This is a genomic window from Streptomyces sp. SID12501 (assembly GCF_010550245.1).
GTDB lineage: Bacteria > Actinomycetota > Actinomycetes > Streptomycetales > Streptomycetaceae > Streptomyces.
In genome coordinates this window covers 41,719-60,296 of the sequence record NZ_JAAGLU010000005.1, presented here as the reverse complement: position 1 = coordinate 60,296, position 18,578 = coordinate 41,719, and the positions used below count along the sequence as shown (strand labels likewise).

Here is an 18,578-nt window from a genome sequence, read left to right as displayed (position 1 = left end):
CGCGGCCGACGGGCCGTCACTTTGCGCGCGTGACCGGTTGCAGGCGGCAACGGTGGATCTGACGGTGGATCCGACAGCGGACACACGGTCCGACATGGTCCGACACGGATCACCGAACCACCGAACCACCGAAAGGAAACCTCCATGCGTGCTCTGCCCGCACGGCGTCTCGCGTCCACCGCGCTCTGCGCCACCCTTCTGCTCGGCATAGGCGCACCGGCCGCCCTGGCGGCGGACGGCGACGCGGCCCGCGAGCGCGGCCACTCGGCTTCACGGGCGCCCGTACCCAACGCCGACGCGCTCCTCGCACAGGTGAAGTCGCTGGGCGACCTGGGCGGCGTACTGAAACCCGTCACCGATCTGCTGGGCGCCGTACTCAAGGCGGACAACGGTCAGCTGCCGCTGGACGAGGCGACGAAGCTGGCCGACACCGTGAAGTCGGCCATCGCAGCGGCCACGGCGGCGGCCCCGGCCACTCCGCCGGTGGCGTTGCCGGTGACACCGGAGGTCCCGGCGGCTCCCGCGCTCCCGACCGCTCCGGCACTCCCCACCACCCCCGCGCTGCCGACGACCCCGGCTCTCCCGGCGGTGCCCGCGCTGCCGCCCGCGCCCGCTCTCCCGCTGAGCCTCAAGGACGGCAAGGCGGGCAAGCCGGCCAAGGGGCCTCTCGACATCAAGGGCGACGCGCTCGCCGCGCTGCAGAAGTCGGTCGACACGCTGCTCACGGCGGTCACGTCCGGGGATGTCGCGAACGTCGTCCCGGCCGTCACCGGCGTGTTGACGAGCCTCGTCGGTTTCGTCGCCGCCACCCTGCTCGGTGGCGGGCTGCCGGCGCCGGACCTGGCGGGTCTGCCGCCGCTGCCGAAGCTGCCGGCAGCGGTGCCGCCGCTGCCGGTCCCGGTACCGCCCCTCCCGCTGCCGGCCCGTTAGTTAGGGAAGCTCTCCCGGTCGTTGTGCCGACCCCACCCGGTCGGCACGGCGGCCGTACTTTTTCCCGTGCGTCAATTTCGCTTGTGCGTCAATCCTTTGAGACGCATTCCGTGTTCCGAAATCGTCTGCGCCGCAGAAATTTCTGCGTACAGGGTTTCCGTCGCGACCGGGGCTCGTTAGGCACGGCGACAGAATTCCCTCTGGTGACATGAGTTGCCGAAGAAAGGAACACGATGAAGTCCCTGAAGGCTGCCGCTGTTGTTGCCGGGTCCCTGGTCATCGCCGGAGCCGCCGCGCCCGCGTTCGCCTACGACACCGCCGACCTCACGCCCACCAGCCTCAACGGCGCCGTCAACACGCTCACCAAGGGCCCCCTCGACCTGGACCAGGTGCAGCCGCTCCAGCACCAGTCGAACGCGCTCGACACCGAGAACAAGGATTCGGCGCTCAGCACGGTGAAGGGCGCGACGACCGCCCTCAACTCGACCGGCGGGCTGCTCGGCGGACTCCCCCTCCAGGGCTGACACGGTTGTCGAAAGGACCGATTCCGCACGGCGGAATCGGTCCTTCGCGTTGTTCGAGTCCCGTCCCTCTTTCGTGTGGATACCGGCGGGAAATCCCCCGGTCGAGTGAGAATGCGGCCGGCCGCCCCGAATCCCGTCGATAAGGTTCCGCGGTGACCTCAACCTCAAGCGAAACGCGCCCTTTCCGCATCGCCGACCTGGGCACGCTCGTCGTGATGGCCTGGAGCGGTGAGGCCCCCGACGGCGACATGCCCTACCTCCTCGCCTACTCCCTCGGGGACGGCGAGGGCGGCCCGGAGGCCTCGGCCGTCGCCGTCGAGCAGCTCCTCGCCAACACCGGTCTGCCGGTCGGCGGCGACATCGTCGACGGCTCCACCCGCCCGAGCCTGCCGGTCAGCCTGCTGGTCGAGGCCGGTTCGGCCGTCCTCAACATGCCGCAGCTCAACGCCCAGTGCACCCCGCCCCCGGAGTGGCTCACCGCGGTCGCCGAACGGGGCTTCGCCTACCTGGTGTTCACCACTCGCGCCTGGCCCGAGGCCCAGCCCGGCAAGCCGATCGAGCCGGAGGCGCTGGCCGTCTTCGCGGGTGCCGAGGAGACCCTGACCGCCGCTGCCCACGTCATCCTCCCGGCCCGCAGCCTGCGCTGACGGCCGAGCCGACGGCCGCGGGGCGAGCGGTGAGGTCCGGGGCCCGGACGGGCGGGTCGGCCGTCCGGGCCGGGCCGCTCTTCCGGGTTGCCCTTCCGGGCCGATCGGACGACTAATGCGCCGGACGGGGGAATCTGCAGCTGATGCGGTTCCCAGGATCGTTACGCGATACGGACGCACACCCCCCGATTCCTGAAAAGGACCGTAACTGTCATGAAGTCGACCACCCGAATTCTTGCCGCCGCTGTCCTCACCGGCGTGGCGGCGGCGGTGGGCTCCGCGGCCCCCGCCGTCGCGGCCGGCACGGTCCCCGTACCCGTACCGCTGGACGGCGTCGAGAAGTCCCTCAACATGAGCCTGCCCAAGGTCGGCGGTGAACTGCCGCTGCTGACGCCGGGCGTGCCCGAGGGACCGCGGTACGTGGAGGGGCGGATGATCCCGGACAGCGCGCTGCCGCAGGTGCCGATGGGTGCCGCGCTGCCCGGTCTGTCGGCGCAGACACCGCTGCCGCAGGTGCTCGGGAAGGGCTTCGACGAGGCCGGCGTCAGCCTCCCCGCGGCCGATCTGCGGACCCTGACCCCCGGCCTGTCCGTGGACACCCCCATGACCGCGTCGAACCCCGAGGTGTTCGGCCTGCCGACGCTCAAGGAGCCGCAGGCCGCCGTGCTCACCCCGCTGCTGCAGACGGCCCCCACGGGCTTCCTGGGGCTCGGCTCGCTGTAGTCCGGGTAGTCGCGAGACCTGACGAACTGGACCCTCTGGGCCCGGGGTTGACACCCGGGCCCGGTCGCCGGGCGGTCGCCGTTCCTGAACGAACCGAACGAACCGAACGAGGAGATGGGGAGAGAGTGTTGTTCGTCAGCAGAATGCCGCGGGGACCGGAAGGTCCCCGTGCCTGTTCCGGCACGCGGCGGGACGCGCTGCGTGCCCTGTGTGTGTCGGCCCTCGCCCTGGCGGTCGTCCCGGTCGTCGCCGCGGCGTGGCCCCGGCACGACCGGGAGGGCGACGAGGCGACGACCTTCGACGAGACATACCGGGGCCGTCGGCTGCGCGGCATGAAGACCGACGCCGGGCACACGGATCACCTCGACCACATGGCGCAGGCCATGCGCGCCCCTGGCGACGGGCGGTGGCACGTCACCGTGGACGGGCGGCCACTGCATCTGATGCGGCGCGCGGACGGGACGTATCTGAGCATGGTCGACCACTACCGCTCGTACCCCACGGCCCTGGAGGCGGCCCGCGCGGCCGTCGACGAGCTGGGGCCCGGGCGGCGGCTGACGGTCGACGGCGGGGGAGAGGGCGATCGTGGCGTACACGCGTAAGGACGTCAGCACGCTGACGCGTTCCGAGCGGCGGCGGTTCGTCGGGGCGCTGATGGAGGTCAAACGGCGGGGCGAGTACGACGAGTTCGTGCGCACGCACATCGAGTACTACGTCTCCGACGGCGAGAAGGGGCTGCGTACGGCCCACATGGCGCCGTCCTTCCTGCCCTGGCACCGGCAGTTCCTGCTGGACCTGGAGCAGGCACTGCAGCGCGCGGACCCGTCGGTGACGCTGCCGTACTGGGACTGGACCCGGGACCGTACGGCGGCCGGCGTGCCCTGGAGCGAGGACCTGCTCGGTGGCACCGGGCGCTCCTTCGACCAGCGGGTGATGACCGGGCCCTTCGCCTACGACCACGGTGACTGGACCATCAAGGAGAGCGTGACCGACGGCGAGTTCCTCACCCGGGACCTCGGCCGTGCCCGCGAGCCGCTCACGCTGCCGACCCGGCAGGACCTGGACTCGGCCCTCGACGATCCCGTCTACGACGTGTCGCCGTGGAACTCGACGTCCGCGAGGGGGTTCCGCAACAGACTCGAAGGGTGGGGAAGCGGGCGGGGCGCAGCCTCGTGGCGCAACCACAACCGCGTCCACCGCTGGGTCGGCGGGCACATGGTCGGCGGTGCCTCCGTCAACGACCCCGTCTTCTGGCTGCACCACGCCTTCGTCGACCTGTGCTGGTCGCGCTGGCAGCAACGGCACGGCGCCGGCGCCCGCTATCTGCCCGACCGTCCGCCGCGGCTCGGCGACGCGCAGCGCGGCCGGGTCGTCGCCCGGCACGAGTCGCTGCCGCCGTGGGACCTGACACCGGACCAGCTGGAGGACCACAGCGACCTCTACCGCTACGCGTAGCGAGGAGCTGCGTGTAACGAGGTGCGGGCATGGAAGAGCCCCGACGGTGGGACCGTCGGGGCTCTTCCGGTGCTTGCTTGCGGCAGATCAGTTGCCGTAGCCGCCGGGGCCGGGGTTGCCCGGGGTGTCGACGCCGTTGACGCAGGTGTTGCCGAAGGCCGGGTTCAGCAGACCGATCACGCTGACCGAGTTGCCGCACACGTTGACGGGCACGTGGACCGGGACCTGCAGGACGTTGCCGGACAGGACGCCGGGCGAACCGACGGCCTCGCCCATGGCGCCCGCGTCGGCCGTGGCCATGCCGGCACCGCCGAGCATCACGGCACCGGTGCCGAGAGCGGCGACGGCTACCTTCGCGATGCGAGACATCACGTTCTCCTTTTGTTCGATGAGTGCGGGCACTCGACTCGCGCCCGCACTTCCCCTACAACGCGCCCGCTCACGCCTGGTAACGGCGTGCGGCCGGGCGTCACCCTTTTCGAAGCGCGGTCAGGGAGAAGGTGACGGGAAAAGTGGTGGGAGGCCGCTCGCGCACGGGTTAGCCTCGCGGACATGGCATCCGACCAAGCCGAGCAGAACGAGCGGCAGCAGATCGAGAACGTGTTGCGGACCTTCGTACGGGAGGACGGCCGGCTCGTGCGGCTGCCCGCCCGCTGGAGCCGGAGGCTGATCGTGCTCCAGCACATCGCCGACGAGACCTTCGAGCCCGGGATCGAGTACGCGGAGCGGCTCGTCGACGAGCGGCTGCGGGTGTGGTGCGAGGGCGCGAGCCGTATCGACCATGTGACGCTGCGTCGGCATCTGGTGGACCTGAGCCACCTGCGGCGCAACGGCGGCGTCTACTGGCGGCCCGCCGAGGCCGACTTCGGCGCCGCGGCCGACGCCGCCTGAGCGTCCGCGCAGAAGGCCCGCTCCCCGGAGAACAGGGGGAGCGGGCCTTCGCGCGTCCGGACGGTATCGGGTCCATAACTCTCTTGGACCCGTACGTGAATCTTGTGAAGGTCTCCAAGTAAGCCTAAGCGGAACCTTTTTGACGCTCTTTTGACTGCTAAGATCATCGCACTTTCAGTAGGCTGAGGCGCGCCATGCGCACGGGGGCAGTCTCTACGGTCCCCATGCGAAGGAGTGGCTGAATCGGTCCGCCGGTAAGGTACGCCACCGGGCGAGGCCCGAGTTCAAGGCCAGGCCCCGTCGGACTGCAACTGCTCCTGTCGCAAGGCGACTTGAAGAGAGTCTCATGACGTCATTGATCCAGGATCCACTGCTGTGGATCTTGCTCGTGGTCCTGGTCGCTGCGGTTGTCGCAGTGATGCGGGCCCGGAGAACCAACATGGCGCTCCGCAGGAAGAACAACGACCTGCAGAGCGTCCGTGAAGCCGCACAGAGTGAGCGCGACCGCCTCTATGCGGAATACACCCAACTGAACGCACAGCACGCGGGCGATCTGGCGGCGGTGCGCAAGGACGCGGAGGAGGACACCAAGGCCGTCCTGAAGTCCGCGATGCGGACGCTGCAGGTACTCGCCGACGAACAGCAGCTCATCATCGAGAAGTCGCAGCGCCGCTACGGCGACGACGAACAGGTCCTCGGCGACCTGATGATGATCGACCACACCAACAGCCAGTTCGGCCGGCGAGCACAGGGCATCGCCGTGCTGTGCGGCGGCTGGCTCGGCCGGCGCGAGACCACCGCCTCCGTGTTCGACGTAGCCCGCAGCGCCCAGGGCCGCATCAAGCACTTCGACCGCGTCACCATCAACACCCAGGTGAACGTCACCGTGGCCAGCCGGGCCGTCGAGCCCATCGCGGTGGTCCTCGCCGAACTGCTGGCCAACGCCACCAACTACAGCGCGCCCGGCACCCGCGTCGACATCAACATCCAGGCCGTACCCACCGGTGTCTGCCTGATCGTCGACGACGCCGGACTCGGCATGAACACGGAGGAGAAGGCGCGGGCCTCCGTGCTGCTCTCCCCGCAGGCACCGGTCGACATCACGAGCCTCGGCGACCCGCCGAAGTTCGGCTTCGCCGTGTCCGGGATGCTCGCCACCCGGTACGGCTTCAAGGTCTCGGTCGATTCGGTGTCCCCCTACGGCGGCGTACGGGCGGTGATTCTCTTGCCAGAGAACCTGTTGACGACGGACGTTCCCGAGCCCGAGGGCGGGGCCGACAAGGCCGAACCCCGGGCCGAGGTTCCGGTCGCCCCGCAACGGCTGACCCCGGTGGCCACGCCCGGCGGACCGCAGCGTCCGATCGGGACGACGGCCGGCGGCCTGCCCAAGCGGCGGCGGCGCGGCAGCCCGGTCGCGGTGGTGCCACCGCCGCCGGAGCCGGCGGAACTGCACAACGAGGTGACGGCCTCACGTATCGGTGCGTTCCAGCGCGGAACGCTGCTCGGGCGGGACACGACGACCATGGAAGGACCACAGGACCAGTGAATCCCGATCTGTCGTGGGTGCTGAACGACGTGCTGCAGGTGCGCGGTGCCCGTCACGCGATCCTCGTCTCGGCCGACGGCCTCCTGCTGGAGCGGTCCAGTGACATCGACCGCGACGCGGCGGAGACCAACGCCGCCGCGATGAGCTCGATGCAGTCCCTCAGCCGGGCCGTCGCCCCCTTCGTGGGCTTCGGACTCGGTCTGTGGAAGCAGACGCTGATCGAGTACGACGGCGGCTGGATCTTCCTCATAGCCGCGGGCAGCGGCGCCTACCTCGCCGTGTCGGCAGCGCTGGACGTCGACATGGAGGCCATGTCGTTCCGGATGCAGCAGCAGGTGGGGGCGCTCGGCAAGGCGATGACCACCCCGCCGCGTCAGAACGCCGGTGCGGAAGCATGAACGCGCACGGCGAGGAACCGCCGGTCACGGTCACCAGCGACTTCGTCCGCTCGTACGTCATCACGGGCGGGCGGCGGCTGCCGACCGCCGATGACCTGTCCCTGCACACCCTGGTCACGCTGGCTCCCGACCGGGAGCTGCCGCTCGGCGCCGGCCCCGAGGTACGGGCCATCTGGGACCTGTGCGGCGGCGGCTACCTCTCCGTCGCGGAGGTCGCCGCGCACCTGTCGCTGCCGGTGGGTGTGGCCCGACTCCTGCTGACCGATTTATTCGAACAGGGTCATCTCCTGCGCCGTGCCGCGCCCCCACGCGCCCAGTCCGTCGACAGAGGAATCATCGAAAAGGTGCTGCATGGACTCGAATCGCTCTACGGCTGAGACGATCTACGTCTCAGACGCGGTCACCACCACCGCGAAGATCCTTGTCGTAGGGCACTTCGCCGTGGGCAAGACCACGTACATCGGCTCGCTGTCGGAGATCGCCCCGCTGCGCACCGAGGAGAAGATGACGCAGGCGTCCGCACACGTGGACGACCTGAAGGGCGCGCCGGACAAGGTGACGACCACGGTCGCGCTGGACTTCGGCCGGCTCACGCTGAGCGACGAACTGGTGCTGTACCTGTTCGGTACGCCCGGTCAGCAGCGCTTCATGCAGCTGTGGGAGGACATGGCCCGCGGCGCGCTCGGAGCGCTGCTCCTGGTCGATCCGTCCCGGCTGGCTGAAACGTTTCCGGTGATCGACCTGGTCGAGAAGTACGGCCTGGAGTACGCCATCGCCGTCAACACCTTCGACCCGTTGGCCGGCGAGTTCGACGAGGACGAGATCCGCGAGGCCCTCGACCTGCTGCCCGACACCCCGGTCGTCTACTGCGACGCCCGGGACCAGACGTCCTCGGCGAGGGCTCTGATCGCCCTCGTCCAGCACCTGCTCACCCGCGCGGCCTGAACCCCGGTCCCTCCCTTTCGGGCCCCTCCCCGCACAGGGGGTCCGGACAGGGGGTCCGGTCAGGGGTCCGGATCGTTCGGACCATCCAGGCCATCCGGAAAGCAGCCGCGCACAAGGTTTTTCCTCACCCCCGTCCCCCGCCCCGACGCGCGGGGATCCCTAAGGAACCCTCATGGACACACAGCACGCGGGTGCCACGCCGAGCGCGCCCGCCAGATGCCCCATGCACGGCACCGACTTCGCCGCCGAACCGCACCGCGTCTACGACCAGATGCGCACCTACGGTCCGGCGGCACCCGTGGAGCTCGCCCCCGGGGTGGACGCCACGCTCGTCGTCCAGCACGAGATGGCCCTCAGAGTGCTCCAGAACACCACCCTGTTCTCCCGTGACTCGCGCCGCTGGGCCGCGCTCAACGAGGGCCGTATCTCCCTCGACAGTCCGGTCCTGCCGATGATGATGTACCGGCCCAACGTCCTGTTCACGGACGGCGTGGTGCACCTGCGGCTGCGCAAGGCCGTCACCGAGAGCCTCGCCAAGCTGAGCATCAGCCGCATCCGGCGGGACGTCGAGCCCATCGCCGACTATCTGATCGACCAGTTCAGCGAGCGGGGCCGGGCCGACCTCCTCAACGACTACGCCAAGCTGATCCCGCTCCTGCTGTTCAACAAGATGTTCGGCTGCCCGGCCGACATCGGCGACCGCCTCACCTCCGGCATGTCCGCCATGTTCGACGGACAGGACGACGCCCTCAAGGGCCTGGAGCAGGTCGCCACCTGCCTCCAGGAGCTGATCACGCTCAAGCGCCGCGAGCCCGGCGAGGACGTGACCTCCTGGCTCATCCAGCACTCCGCGGGCCTCAACGACGAGGAACTCCGCGACCAGTTGATCGTGCTGATGGGTGCGGGCCTGGAACCCCAGCGCAACCTCATAGCCAGTGCCCTGCTCCTGCTGCTGTCCGACGGCCCCTCCGAGCGCGGCAGCGGCATGCTGGTCGAGGAAGCCATCGAGCACGTGCTGTGGAACAACCCGCCCATCGCCAACTACGCGACGCACTACGCGTTGCAGGACGTCGACCTCGGCGGTGTACCGGTCGAGGCGAACAGCCCGGTCGTCATCAGCTTCGCCGCCGCCAACAGCGACCCGGCCCTCACCGAGGCCAGGCAACTGGCTAGCAAGGGCGCGCACCTGGCCTTCGGCGCGGGCCCGCACGCCTGCCCCGCCAAGGACCCGGCCCAGGTCATCGCGCTCACGGCGATCGAGAGGATCCTCAACGCGCTGCCCGACCTGACCCTCGCGGTCCCGCAGGACAGCCTGCTGTGGCGCCCCGGCCCCTTCCACCGCGCGCTGGCCGCGCTGCCGACGCGGTTCAGCCCGACACCGGCCACCCGGATGGCGGCGGCCCTGCGCAACCTGACGCCGGCACCGGCGGCCGAACCGGCGACCCGCCCGGCGCCACAGCAGGCACCGGCGGCCCGTCAGGACCAGCGCAAGAAGGGGTTCTGGAGCTCCTTCCTCGATGTCTTCCGGCTCTGATGGACAACTGCCCATCCACTTAAGCCGATTGAGTTCACCGGCTCGATCGGCCCGGCTGCCGTGAGCGCTCTGTTTCCGAGGTCCGGCCTCGGGGACGGGGCGCTCACCGGTTTTCGCCTGGCAACTCCGCGAACTCCGCCAGGGCGTGCGTGAGCCACTGGGTCCAGAAGGTCTCCAGGTCGATGCCCGCCCGCAGGACCAGGTGCTGGAGGCGGCCCTGGGAGCTGCCCCGGGTGCTGCCCGTACCGGGCGGGAAGTCCCGCTCCTGGATCTCCTGATACTCCGTCAACTGCTGCTGGTGCAGAGCGAGATGGCGGCGCATGTCGGCCTCGATGCCCTCGGTGCCGACGACCGCCGAGGCGCGCAGCCGCAGCAGCATCGTGTCGCGGTAGGGCTTGGGGTCCTGGGACGCGGCGGTCCAGCGGGCCAGTTCGGCGCGACCCGCGGGCAGTACCTCGTAGCTCTTCTTCTGCCCGCGGGTCGGCTGCTCGGCGGGCAGGGCGCGGATGTGCCCCTCTGCCTCCAGTCTTCCCAGCTCGCGATAGATCTGCTGATGCGTGGCCGACCAGAAGTAGCCGATCGACTTGTCGAACCGCCGGGTCAACTCCAGCCCCGAGGACGGCTTTTCGAGCAGGGCGGTGAGGATCGCGTGCGGGAGTGACATGAGCTCAATCCTAGGGACCGGCGGTGGTGGCTGACCTGTGCTGGTGCGCTCGTACGGCCGTCAGAGCGCCGCCGCCAGTTCGGTGCCCTGCTTGATGGCGCGTTTGGCGTCCAGCTCGGCGGCCACGTCGGCGCCGCCGATCAGGTGCACGCTGCGGCCGGCGGCGAGCAGCGCGTCGTACAGGTCGCGGCGCGGGTCCTGGCCGGTGCACAGGACGACCGTGTCGACCGGCAGGACGGTGGAGTCGCCGTCGACGGTGACGTGCAGACCGGCGTCGTCGATCCGGTCGTACCGGACGCCCGGGACCATGGTGACGCCCCGGTGCTTGAGCTCGGTGCGGTGGATCCAGCCGGTGGTCTTGCCGAGCCCGGCGCCGACCTTGGACTCCTTGCGCTGGAGCAGGTGGACGCTGCGGGGAGAGGTGGGGCGTTCGGGTGCGGCCAGGCCGCCCGGGGTGCGGTAGTCCATGTCGACGCCCCAGGCGCGGAAGTACGCCGCCGGGTCCTCGCTCGTCTTGTCGCCGCCGTCGGTGAGGTACTCGGCGACGTCGAAGCCGATGCCGCCCGCACCGAGGATCGCGACGCGGTCACCGACGGGCGCGTCGCCGCGCAGCACGTCGAGGTAGCCGACGACGCTCGGGTGGTCGACGCCGGGGAGGTCCGGGGTGCGGGGGGTGACGCCGGTTGCGACCACGATCTCGTCGTAGTCGGTCACATCGCCTTCGGCCACGAGGGTGTTGAGGCGTACGTCCACGCCGTGGGCGTCTAGCTGGTGGCGGAAGTAGCGCAGGGTCTCGTCGAACTCCTGCTTGCCGGGGACCTTGCGGGCGACGTTCAGCTGGCCGCCGATCTCGGACGCGGCGTCGAAGAGGGTGACCTGGTGGCCGCGTTCGGCGGCGGAGACGGCGCAGGCGAGTCCGGCGGGGCCGGCGCCGATGACGGCGACCCGCTTGCGCAGCTTGGTCGGTGAGAGGACGAGTTCCGTCTCGTGGCAGGCGCGCGGGTTGACCAGGCAGGAGGTGATCTGCAGGTTGAAGGTGTGGTCCAGGCAGGCCTGGTTGCAGCCGATGCAGGTGTTGATCGCCTCGGGACGCCCGTCGCGCGCCTTGTTGACGAAGTCGGGGTCGGCGAGCATCGGGCGGGCCATCGACACCATGTCCGCGCACCCGTCGGCGAGCAACTCCTCGGCGACTTCGGGGGTGTTGATGCGGTTGGTGGTCACCAGGGGGATGCCGACCTCGCCCATGAGCTTCTTCGTCACCCAGGCGTACGCGCCGCGCGGCACCGAGGTGGCGATGGTGGGGATACGGGCCTCGTGCCAGCCGATGCCGGTGTTGATGATGGTCGCGCCGGCCGCCTCGACGGCCCGGGCGAGGGTGATCACCTCTTCGAGCGTGGAGCCGCCCGGGACCAGGTCCAGCATGGACAGGCGGTAGATGAGGATGAAGTCCGCGCCGACGGCCTCGCGCACCCGCCGCACGATCTCCAGCGGGAAGCGGGTGCGGTTCTCGTAGGAGCCGCCCCAGCGGTCGGTGCGGTGGTTGGTCTGCGCGGCGATGAACTCGTTGATCAGATAGCCCTCGGAGCCCATGATCTCGACACCGTCGTAGCCGGCCCGGCGGGCGAGGAGGGCGGTGTGGACGTAGTCGTCGACGGTCTGCTCGACCTCGGCGTCGGTGAGCTCGTGCGGGGGGAAGGGGCTGATCGGGGCCTGGAGGGGGCTCGGCGCGACCAGGTCCTGGTGGTAGGCGTACCGGCCGAAGTGCAGGATCTGCATCGCGATCCGGCCGCCCTCGCGGTGTACGGCGTCGGTGATCGTCCGGTGCTGGTCGGCTTCCTCGTCGGTGGTGAGTTTGGCGCCGCCCACGCCGGGCCGGCCGGCGTCGTTGGGGGCGATGCCGCCGGTGACGATGAGGCCGACGCCGCCACGGGCGCGGGCGGCGTAGAACTCTGCCATGCGCTCGAATCCGTGTTCGGCCTCTTCGAGACCTATGTGCATGGAGCCCATGAGGACGCGGTTGGGGAGGGTGGTGAAGCCCAGGTCGAGGGGGGCCAGCAGGTGGGGGTAACGGCTCATGGGGGCCTCCGGGGACGGGGTCGGTCCTGCCTTTGTAGAGGACGGGGGAGTGATTGTGCAACTAGTTGCACAATGGCGTGAGGCACATTACGGCGCCCGGGCCGCCGTCGATTTACTTGGACGTCCTAGTATTCTCTTTAGTAGGACGTCCAAGTAAATCGGCAGTCGTGCTCCCCGACGCGTTTTGGGAAGGCCCCATGACCATGAACGATCTCCACCGGCCCGTGCACCCCGTACGCCTGGTAACAGCCTCCGCGCTGTTCGACGGGCACGACGCCTCGATCAACATCATGCGGCGGATCTTCCAGTCCCAGGGTGCCGAGGTGATCCATCTGGGGCACAACCGGTCGGTGCGGGAGGTCGTGGACGCGGCGCTGGAGGAGGACGCGCACGGGGTGGCCGTCTCGTCGTACCAGGGCGGGCATGTGGAGTACTTCGAGTATCTCGTCGAGTCGCTGCGCGGGCAGGGGGCCGAGCACATCCAGGTGGTCGGGGGCGGCGGCGGTGTCATCGTGCCCGAGGAGATCGCCCGGCTGCGCCGCAGCGGCGTGACCATCTTCTCGCCCGAGGACGGGCAGCGGATGGGCCTCGCCGGGATGGTCAACTCGGTCGTCAAGGACTGTGACTTCGACCTCTGGGAGAGCAGGTCGGTCGATGCCGCCGCCGTTCTGACCGGTGACCGGTTCGCCATCGCCCGCGCCATCACCGGTGCGGAGCTGGGCAAGCTGCCCCCGGAGCTGCTGGAGCAGGTGCGCGCCGCTGCCGCCGCGCGGGTCACGCCCGTCCTCGGGATCACCGGCACCGGCGGCTCCGGGAAGTCGTCTCTCACGGATGAGCTGGTACGGCGGTTCCGTGTCGACCAGCAGGACAAGCTGCGGATCGCGGTGATCGCCGTGGACCCGACCCGGCGTCGCGGCGGCGGGGCGCTGCTCGGCGACCGCATCCGGATGAACTCCCTTGACGGGAACCGGACCTTCTTCCGGAGCCTGGCCACCCGCGGCAGCCGTGAGCTGCCCGAGCACCTGTCCGACGTGATCGACGTGGTCAAGGCCGCCGGGTTCGACCTGGTGATCGTGGAGACACCGGGCATCGGGCAGGGCGACGCGGCCATCGTGCCGTACGTCGACACCTCGCTGTACGTGATGACGCCGGAGTTCGGCGCCGCCTCGCAGCTGGAGAAGATCGACATGCTCGACTTCGCCGACGTCGTGGCGATCAACAAGTTCGAGCGGCGCGGCGCCAAGGACGCGATGCGTGACGTGGGCCGCCAACTGGTGCGCAATCGCGAGGCGTTCGGCAAGAAGCCCGAGGACATGCCGGTGTACGGCACCTCGGCGGCCACGTTCAACGACGACGGTGTCACCGCCCTCTACCAGCACCTGAGGGCCGGTCTGGCCGAGCGGGGACTGCCGCTGTCCGAAGGCACCCTGGCGCCGGTCGCCGTACGGCACTCCTCGGGCATCCGGCGGGTGGTGCCCGCCGACCGGGTGCGCTACCTCGCCGAGATCACGGAGACGGTCCGCGCCTACCACGACCGGACCGAGGCACTGGCCGACGCGGCCCGCCGTGTGCAGCGTCTGGACGCCGTCAGGGGCGAACTCGTCGAGGCCGGGGCGGATCAGGGGGGCGTGGAAGCGCTGCTCACGGACGCCCGCCGCGACCTCCCGCACGACATCGGCGACCAGATCCTGAACTGGCCCGCGGTCGTGGCGTCGTACTCCGGGGACGAGCAGGTGGTGAAGGTACGGGACCGGGAGATCCGTACGAAGCTGAACCGCGAGTCCCTGTCGGGCAACCTGATCCCCCGGGTCGCGCTGCCCGCCTTCACCGACCACGGCGAGCTGGTGCGGTTCTGGCGCCGGGAGAACCTGCCCGGCCTCTTCCCGTTCACCGCCGGGGTGTTCCCCTTCAAGCGCGACGGCGAGGACCCGGCGCGGATGTTCGCCGGGGAGGGCGACCCGTTCCGTACGAACCGGCGCTTCAAGCTGCTCTCCGAGGGCCAGCCGGCCACCCGGCTGTCCACCGCCTTCGACTCCGTCACCCTCTACGGCCGTGACCCCGACGAACGCCCCGACATCTACGGCAAGGTCGGCACGTCCGGCGTCTCCGTGGCCACCCTCGACGACATGAAGGCGCTGTACGACGGGTTCGACCTCGTAGCGCCGACCACCTCCGTGTCCATGACGATCAACGGGCCGGCGCCGACCGTCCTGGCGTTCTTCCTCAACACCGTCATCGACCAGCAGGTGGAGAAGTTCCGGGCGGCGGAGGGGCGCGACCCCTCGCCCGAGGAGGCCGCCGAGCTGCGGGCGCACGCGCTCGCGAACGTGCGCGGCACCGTGCAGGCCGACATCCTCAAGGAGGACCAGGGGCAGAACACCTGCCTGTTCTCCACCGAGTTCAGCCTGCGGATGATGGCCGACATCCAGGAGTGGTTCATCGAGCAGAAGGTCCGCAACTTCTACTCCGTGTCCATCTCCGGCTACCACATCGCCGAGGCCGGGGCGAACCCGATCAGCCAGCTCGCCTTCACCCTGGCCAACGGATTCACCTACGTCGAGGCCTACTTGGCGCGCGGTATGCGCATCGACGACTTCGCGCCCAACCTGTCGTTCTTCTTCTCCAACGGCATGGACCCGGAGTACTCCGTGCTCGGCCGCGTCGCCCGCCGGATCTGGGCCGTCGCGATGAAGGAGCGGTACGGAGCGGGGGAGCGCAGCCAGAAGCTGAAGTACCACGTCCAGACCTCCGGACGCTCCCTGCACGCCCAGGAGATGGACTTCAACGACATCCGCACCACGCTGCAGGGCCTGATCGCCATCTACGACAACGCCAACTCCCTGCACACCAACGCCTACGACGAGGCCGTCACCACCCCGTCCGAGGAGTCGGTGCGGCGCGCGCTGGCGATCCAGCTCATCATCAACCGCGAGTGGGGTCTCGCCATGAACGAGAACCCGCTCCAGGGATCGTTCATCATCGACCGGCTCACCGACCTGGTCGAGGAGGCCGTGCTCGCCGAGTTCGACCGGATCAACGAGCGTGGCGGCGTACTCGGTGCGATGGAGACCGGCTACCAACGCGGGCGTATCCAGGACGAGTCGATGCTGTACGAGCAGCGCAAGCACGACGGCACGCTGCCCATCATCGGCGTCAACACCTTCCGCCGGCCCGGTGGTGAGGGAGCGCCCCACGAGGTCGAGCTCGCCCGTGCCACCGAGACGGAGAAGGAGTCCCAGCTCGCGCGCGTCCGCGACTTCCAGAGCGCGCACGGAGCGGAGGCCACGCAGGCGCTCGCCCGGCTGAAGGAGGCCGCTGTGGGCGGCGACAACGCCTTCGAGGCGCTGATGGCGGCGGCCAGGGTGTGCACGCTGCGCGAGGTCACCGAGGCGTTCTTCGAGATCGGGGGGCAGTACCGGAGGAACGTCTGAGTTCTTTTGAGTGCGTGCATGACGGTGTCATGGACGCGGCCCCGTGGATGGGTCGGGTACGGCGCGTCGTCATCACGCCGGCCGCCGCCGCGGTGGCGGCCAGGAGCCCGGCGGCCACACCGAGCGCGTGTTCGGCTGCGGCGCGGGCGTCGCCGGTCGTGTCGAGGTAGACACCACCGATGAGGGCGACGCCGAGGGTTCCACCGAGTTGCTGGACGGCGTTGAGCAGTCCCGCGGCGGAGCCGGTCTCCTGCGCTCCGACGACCCCGAGCGCGGTCGTGAAGAACGGCGGCGTGAACAGCCCGGTGCCCAGCCCCGCCAGCGCGAGGGCGAACGGGAGGGCCGTCGGGTAGGCGTCGGGGGCGGCGGCGCGGTAGGCGAGCGCGGCGGCGGCCAGTGCGCCGGCGAAGGCGGCGATGCCGGCGTGCATGACACGGGCGCCGTACCGGGGAACGAGGTGGGTTCCGGCGGCCCAGGAGGCGACGGCCAGTCCCGTGGACCAGGGCAGCAAGGTGAGTCCGGCGGTGAGCGGCCCGTCGTGGAGGCCGAGTTCGAGGTGGAGGACGACGGTGATCATGACGCCGTTCATCACGGCGAAGAACAGCGTGGATGTGGCCAGTGCGGCGGGGAAGACGCGGCCGTGCAGCAGGGCGGGTTCGATCAGCGGGGCCTTGCCGCGGTGGGCGGTGCGGCGCTGCTGGGCGATGAGCACCGCCAGGACGGCTGCGCCGGCCGCCGCGGTCGCCCACGCGGCGGGCCCCGGGTGGCCGGTGGCGATCGGGCACACCAGCAGGGCGGTGCCGAGCATGGCCAGTGCGGTGCCGGCCGGGTCGAGGCGGGGGCGGACGGGGGCGCGGTCCTCACGCAGCCGGGGTGCGGCTGCCAGTACGGCGGCGGCGAGGGGGAGGTTGACGAGGAAGACGGCGCGCCAGGAGGTGCCGAGCAGGTCGGCGTGGGTGAGGACGCCGCCGAGTGCAGGGCCGGCGACGGCGGACAGCCCCATGACGGGGCCGATCATGCCGAGGGCCTTGGACAGTTCGGTGCCGGTGAACATGGCGCGGATCAGCCCGAACGTCTGCGGGATGATCGCGGCCGCGGCGGCTCCTTGCACGGCGCGCAGGGTGATGAGGGAGGCGGCGGTGGGAGCGAGCGCGCACGCCAGGGAGGCCGCGGCGAAGGCGATGACCCCGGCGCGGAAGACGCGCTTGCGGCCGTGGATGTCGCCGAGGCGGGCGCCGGTGAGCAGGCCGAGGGCGAAGGCGAGGGTGTAGGAGGCGCTGAACCACGGGATGGTGGTGTCCGCTCCACCGAGAGTGGTGTGGATGACGGGGGCGGCGACCTGGACGATCGTTGCGTCGAGGAGGTTCATGGCCTCGGCGGCAAGGAGCGCGGCGAGCGCGGTCCAGCGCCACCGGTACGGCGCGGACGCGCCGGCGAAGGCGGGGGTGCCCGGTGCGGCGGGCGCGGTGGCGGGTGTGCCGGAGGTGCTGGGTGTGCCGGAGGTGCGGGACATGCGGTCTCCTCCAGGGATACGGGTCGTGGCGGGCCGGTGACCACCGTGCCCGCCCACCCGCACCGGCTTCCATTTCTCCGCAATGGATAGGTGATTACTTCCATCAGGGTCGGCTAGTTTGCTGGACATGCTCGTACTGGACGACTTGGACCGGGGCCTGATCCATGCCCTGCAGGTGGACGCGCGGACGCCGTTCACGCTCATCGCCGAGGTGCTCGGCTCCTCGACGCAGACCGTCGTCCGCCGCTACCGACGCCTGTACGCGCAGGCCGGGCTGCGGGTGGTGACGCTGCCGACGCCGCACAGCGCGGGCGCGCACCAGTGGTTCGTGCGGCTGACTGCCGCGACGCGCAGCGCGCACGACATCGCGGTGGCGCTCGCGCGCCGGCCGGACACCTCGTGGGTACGGCTGACGTCCGGCGGCACGGAGATCGTGGCGATCATCCACACGGCGCCGTCCGGTCCGGACGCGCACGCGCTGCTGCTGCGCGACATCCCGCGCACCGCCGGGATCACCTCGGTCTCCGCGCACTACCTGCTGCACACCTACCTCGGCGGGCCGACCGCGTGGCGGGGACGGGTGAACGTCCTGGACGAGGGTCAGCAGGCCCGGCTGCGCGCCGAACGGGACACAGCCGGAGTCGGCGGGCGCGCCGCGGCCCCGGGGGAGGAGCCGTACCTGCTGACCGGCGCGGACCGGGTGCTGCTGGCCGCGTTGCGCGAGGACGCGCGGGTCAGCTACGCGGAACTGGCGGCGGCGACGGGCACGACGGCGTCGACGGTGGCCCGCAGGCTTGCCGAACTGCGGGCGCGCGGCGCGTTGTTCTTCGACGTGGACGTGGACCCGGCGCTGCTGGGCATCACGGTGTCGGCACTGTTGTGGATGCAGGTCGCGCCGGCGCACCTGGACGCGGTGGCGACCGCGCTGGCGGGCCACGAGGAACTGGCGGTGGTCGCGGCGACGACCGGGCCGACGAACCTGGTCGCACAGGCGCTGTGCCGGGACGTGGAGGCGCTCCACGCGTACCTGACGCGGCGCGTGACATGGGAGGCGGTGACACGCATCGAAACGGCTCCGGTGCTGCGCACCTACAAGGCGGCAACGACCCTGCGGACCGCCTGACCCCCGCCCCGGCTCCCGCTCCCGCCCCGGCTCCCGCACCGCACCCGGCCCAGCGCCACCGGCTTCACCTTCTCCCGCTCACAGGTCTCGTCCTCGGCCCGGGCGGCGAGGTGATCGGCCCGGTCGAGCCGAGGCCGGGCAGCCTCCAGATCCTTGACCCCCGCTCGGCGCTCCCTGA

17 protein-coding genes and 1 pseudogene are annotated in these 18,578 nt (G+C 70.5%); 14 read left to right on the top strand and 4 right to left on the bottom strand.

Features of this window, described 5'->3' with window-relative positions; translation table 11 throughout:
- Positions 1-144: 144 nt before the first annotated feature.
- The 6 genes from G3I71_RS06940 to G3I71_RS06915 all read left to right on the top strand — a co-directional run bounded on the left by G3I71_RS06940 (position 145) and on the right by G3I71_RS06915 (position 4,279).
- Positions 145-930: a hypothetical protein gene (locus tag G3I71_RS06940; RefSeq protein WP_164313038.1), complete on the top strand. Its 786-nt coding sequence runs from the start codon at positions 145-147 to the stop codon at positions 928-930.
- A gap of 233 nt (positions 931-1,163) precedes the next feature.
- Complete coding sequence (locus G3I71_RS06935) at positions 1,164-1,454, top strand: hypothetical protein (RefSeq protein ID WP_164313037.1); 291 nt, start codon at positions 1,164-1,166, stop codon at positions 1,452-1,454.
- Between the two features lie 152 nt (positions 1,455-1,606).
- Positions 1,607-2,101 carry a DUF5949 family protein gene (locus G3I71_RS06930; RefSeq protein WP_164313036.1) on the top strand — a complete coding sequence of 165 codons (495 nt, stop codon included), beginning with the start codon at positions 1,607-1,609 and terminating at the stop codon, positions 2,099-2,101.
- A gap of 213 nt (positions 2,102-2,314) precedes the next feature.
- Positions 2,315-2,824 carry a hypothetical protein gene (locus tag G3I71_RS06925; protein WP_164313035.1) on the top strand — a complete coding sequence of 170 codons (510 nt, stop codon included), beginning with the start codon at positions 2,315-2,317 and terminating at the stop codon, positions 2,822-2,824.
- A gap of 143 nt (positions 2,825-2,967) precedes the next feature.
- The gene (locus tag G3I71_RS06920) at positions 2,968-3,426 is read left to right on the top strand and encodes a tyrosinase family oxidase copper chaperone (protein ID WP_164313229.1); all 459 of its coding nucleotides are present in this window, start codon (positions 2,968-2,970) and stop codon (positions 3,424-3,426) included.
- Entirely contained in the window at positions 3,410-4,279 is an 870-nt protein-coding gene (locus tag G3I71_RS06915) for a tyrosinase family protein (protein WP_164313034.1), read from the top strand. Before G3I71_RS06920 ends, G3I71_RS06915 begins: the two co-directional genes overlap by 17 nt.
- Before the next feature lie 87 nt (positions 4,280-4,366).
- On the opposite strand, the gene G3I71_RS06910 is transcribed toward G3I71_RS06915, so the two are convergent.
- Entirely contained in the window at positions 4,367-4,648 is a 282-nt protein-coding gene (locus G3I71_RS06910) for a chaplin (protein ID WP_164313033.1), read from the bottom strand.
- 231 nt (positions 4,649-4,879) lie between these two features.
- Between G3I71_RS06910 and G3I71_RS06905 the strand changes: the two are divergent.
- The 6 genes and pseudogenes from G3I71_RS06905 to G3I71_RS06880 form a co-directional block, all read left to right on the top strand.
- Positions 4,880-5,170: pseudogene (locus tag G3I71_RS06905) on the top strand (DUF2087 domain-containing protein); the annotation flags it as partial.
- 346 nt (positions 5,171-5,516) lie between these two features.
- Positions 5,517-6,716, top strand: a complete 1,200-nt coding sequence (locus G3I71_RS06900; protein WP_164313031.1) for an ATP-binding protein — start codon at positions 5,517-5,519, stop codon at positions 6,714-6,716.
- A complete protein-coding gene (locus G3I71_RS06895; protein WP_164313030.1) occupies positions 6,713-7,114 on the top strand; it encodes a roadblock/LC7 domain-containing protein in 402 nt (133 codons plus the stop codon). The genes G3I71_RS06900 and G3I71_RS06895 overlap by 4 nt, the downstream gene beginning before the upstream one ends.
- Complete coding sequence (locus G3I71_RS06890) at positions 7,111-7,491, top strand: DUF742 domain-containing protein (RefSeq protein ID WP_164313029.1); 381 nt, start codon at positions 7,111-7,113, stop codon at positions 7,489-7,491. The genes G3I71_RS06895 and G3I71_RS06890 overlap by 4 nt, the downstream gene beginning before the upstream one ends.
- The gene (locus G3I71_RS06885) at positions 7,466-8,059 is read left to right on the top strand and encodes an ATP/GTP-binding protein (RefSeq protein WP_164313028.1); all 594 of its coding nucleotides are present in this window, start codon (positions 7,466-7,468) and stop codon (positions 8,057-8,059) included. The genes G3I71_RS06890 and G3I71_RS06885 overlap by 26 nt, the downstream gene beginning before the upstream one ends.
- A 223-nt stretch (positions 8,060-8,282) precedes the next feature.
- Positions 8,283-9,593, top strand: coding sequence for a cytochrome P450 (locus tag G3I71_RS06880; protein WP_164313228.1), 1,311 nt, complete (start codon positions 8,283-8,285; stop codon positions 9,591-9,593).
- Positions 9,594-9,696: 103 nt separating this feature from the next.
- Here G3I71_RS06880 and G3I71_RS06875 read toward each other — a convergent pair whose 3' ends face one another.
- Positions 9,697-10,257, bottom strand: coding sequence for a PadR family transcriptional regulator (locus G3I71_RS06875; RefSeq protein ID WP_164313027.1), 561 nt, complete (start codon positions 10,255-10,257; stop codon positions 9,697-9,699).
- 60 nt (positions 10,258-10,317) lie between these two features.
- Positions 10,318-12,333, bottom strand: coding sequence for an NADPH-dependent 2,4-dienoyl-CoA reductase (locus tag G3I71_RS06870; RefSeq protein ID WP_164313026.1), 2,016 nt, complete (start codon positions 12,331-12,333; stop codon positions 10,318-10,320).
- A 203-nt stretch (positions 12,334-12,536) separates the two neighbouring features.
- On the opposite strand from G3I71_RS06870, the gene icmF reads away from it, so the two are divergent.
- Entirely contained in the window at positions 12,537-15,764 is a 3,228-nt protein-coding gene (gene icmF, locus G3I71_RS06865) for a fused isobutyryl-CoA mutase/GTPase IcmF (protein WP_164313227.1), read from the top strand.
- On the opposite strand, the gene G3I71_RS06860 is transcribed toward icmF, so the two are convergent.
- The gene (locus G3I71_RS06860; RefSeq protein ID WP_164313025.1) at positions 15,715-17,277 is read right to left on the bottom strand and encodes an MFS transporter; all 1,563 of its coding nucleotides are present in this window, start codon (positions 17,275-17,277) and stop codon (positions 15,715-15,717) included. The two genes, icmF and G3I71_RS06860, sit on opposite strands and share 50 nt — an antisense overlap.
- Positions 17,278-17,404: 127 nt before the next feature.
- Here G3I71_RS06860 and G3I71_RS06855 point away from each other — a divergent pair, with 127 nt between their 5' ends.
- Positions 17,405-18,400, top strand: coding sequence for an Lrp/AsnC family transcriptional regulator (locus tag G3I71_RS06855; RefSeq protein WP_164313024.1), 996 nt, complete (start codon positions 17,405-17,407; stop codon positions 18,398-18,400).
- Positions 18,401-18,578 lie beyond the last annotated feature (178 nt).

What these genes read in the sequence shown, in the direction of transcription:
- G3I71_RS06910 (WP_164313033.1), bottom strand. Translation starts at nt 4,648, where the DNA reads ATGTCTCGCATCGCGAAGGTAGCCGTCGCCGCTCTCGGCACCGGTGCC.
- G3I71_RS06875 (WP_164313027.1), bottom strand. Translation starts at nt 10,257, where the DNA reads ATGTCACTCCCGCACGCGATCCTCACCGCCCTGCTCGAAAAGCCGTCC.
- G3I71_RS06920 (WP_164313229.1), top strand. Translation starts at nt 2,968, where the DNA reads ATGCCGCGGGGACCGGAAGGTCCCCGTGCCTGTTCCGGCACGCGGCGG.
- G3I71_RS06925 (WP_164313035.1), top strand. Translation starts at nt 2,315, where the DNA reads ATGAAGTCGACCACCCGAATTCTTGCCGCCGCTGTCCTCACCGGCGTG.
- G3I71_RS06860 (WP_164313025.1), bottom strand. Translation starts at nt 17,277, where the DNA reads ATGTCCCGCACCTCCGGCACACCCAGCACCTCCGGCACACCCGCCACC.
- G3I71_RS06855 (WP_164313024.1), top strand. Translation starts at nt 17,405, where the DNA reads ATGCTCGTACTGGACGACTTGGACCGGGGCCTGATCCATGCCCTGCAG.
- icmF (WP_164313227.1), top strand. Translation starts at nt 12,537, where the DNA reads ATGAACGATCTCCACCGGCCCGTGCACCCCGTACGCCTGGTAACAGCC.
- G3I71_RS06870 (WP_164313026.1), bottom strand. Translation starts at nt 12,333, where the DNA reads ATGAGCCGTTACCCCCACCTGCTGGCCCCCCTCGACCTGGGCTTCACC.
- G3I71_RS06885 (WP_164313028.1), top strand. Translation starts at nt 7,466, where the DNA reads ATGGACTCGAATCGCTCTACGGCTGAGACGATCTACGTCTCAGACGCG.
- G3I71_RS06900 (WP_164313031.1), top strand. Translation starts at nt 5,517, where the DNA reads ATGACGTCATTGATCCAGGATCCACTGCTGTGGATCTTGCTCGTGGTC.
- G3I71_RS06940 (WP_164313038.1), top strand. Translation starts at nt 145, where the DNA reads ATGCGTGCTCTGCCCGCACGGCGTCTCGCGTCCACCGCGCTCTGCGCC.
- G3I71_RS06880 (WP_164313228.1), top strand. Translation starts at nt 8,283, where the DNA reads ATGCACGGCACCGACTTCGCCGCCGAACCGCACCGCGTCTACGACCAG.
- G3I71_RS06935 (WP_164313037.1), top strand. Translation starts at nt 1,164, where the DNA reads ATGAAGTCCCTGAAGGCTGCCGCTGTTGTTGCCGGGTCCCTGGTCATC.
- G3I71_RS06890 (WP_164313029.1), top strand. Translation starts at nt 7,111, where the DNA reads ATGAACGCGCACGGCGAGGAACCGCCGGTCACGGTCACCAGCGACTTC.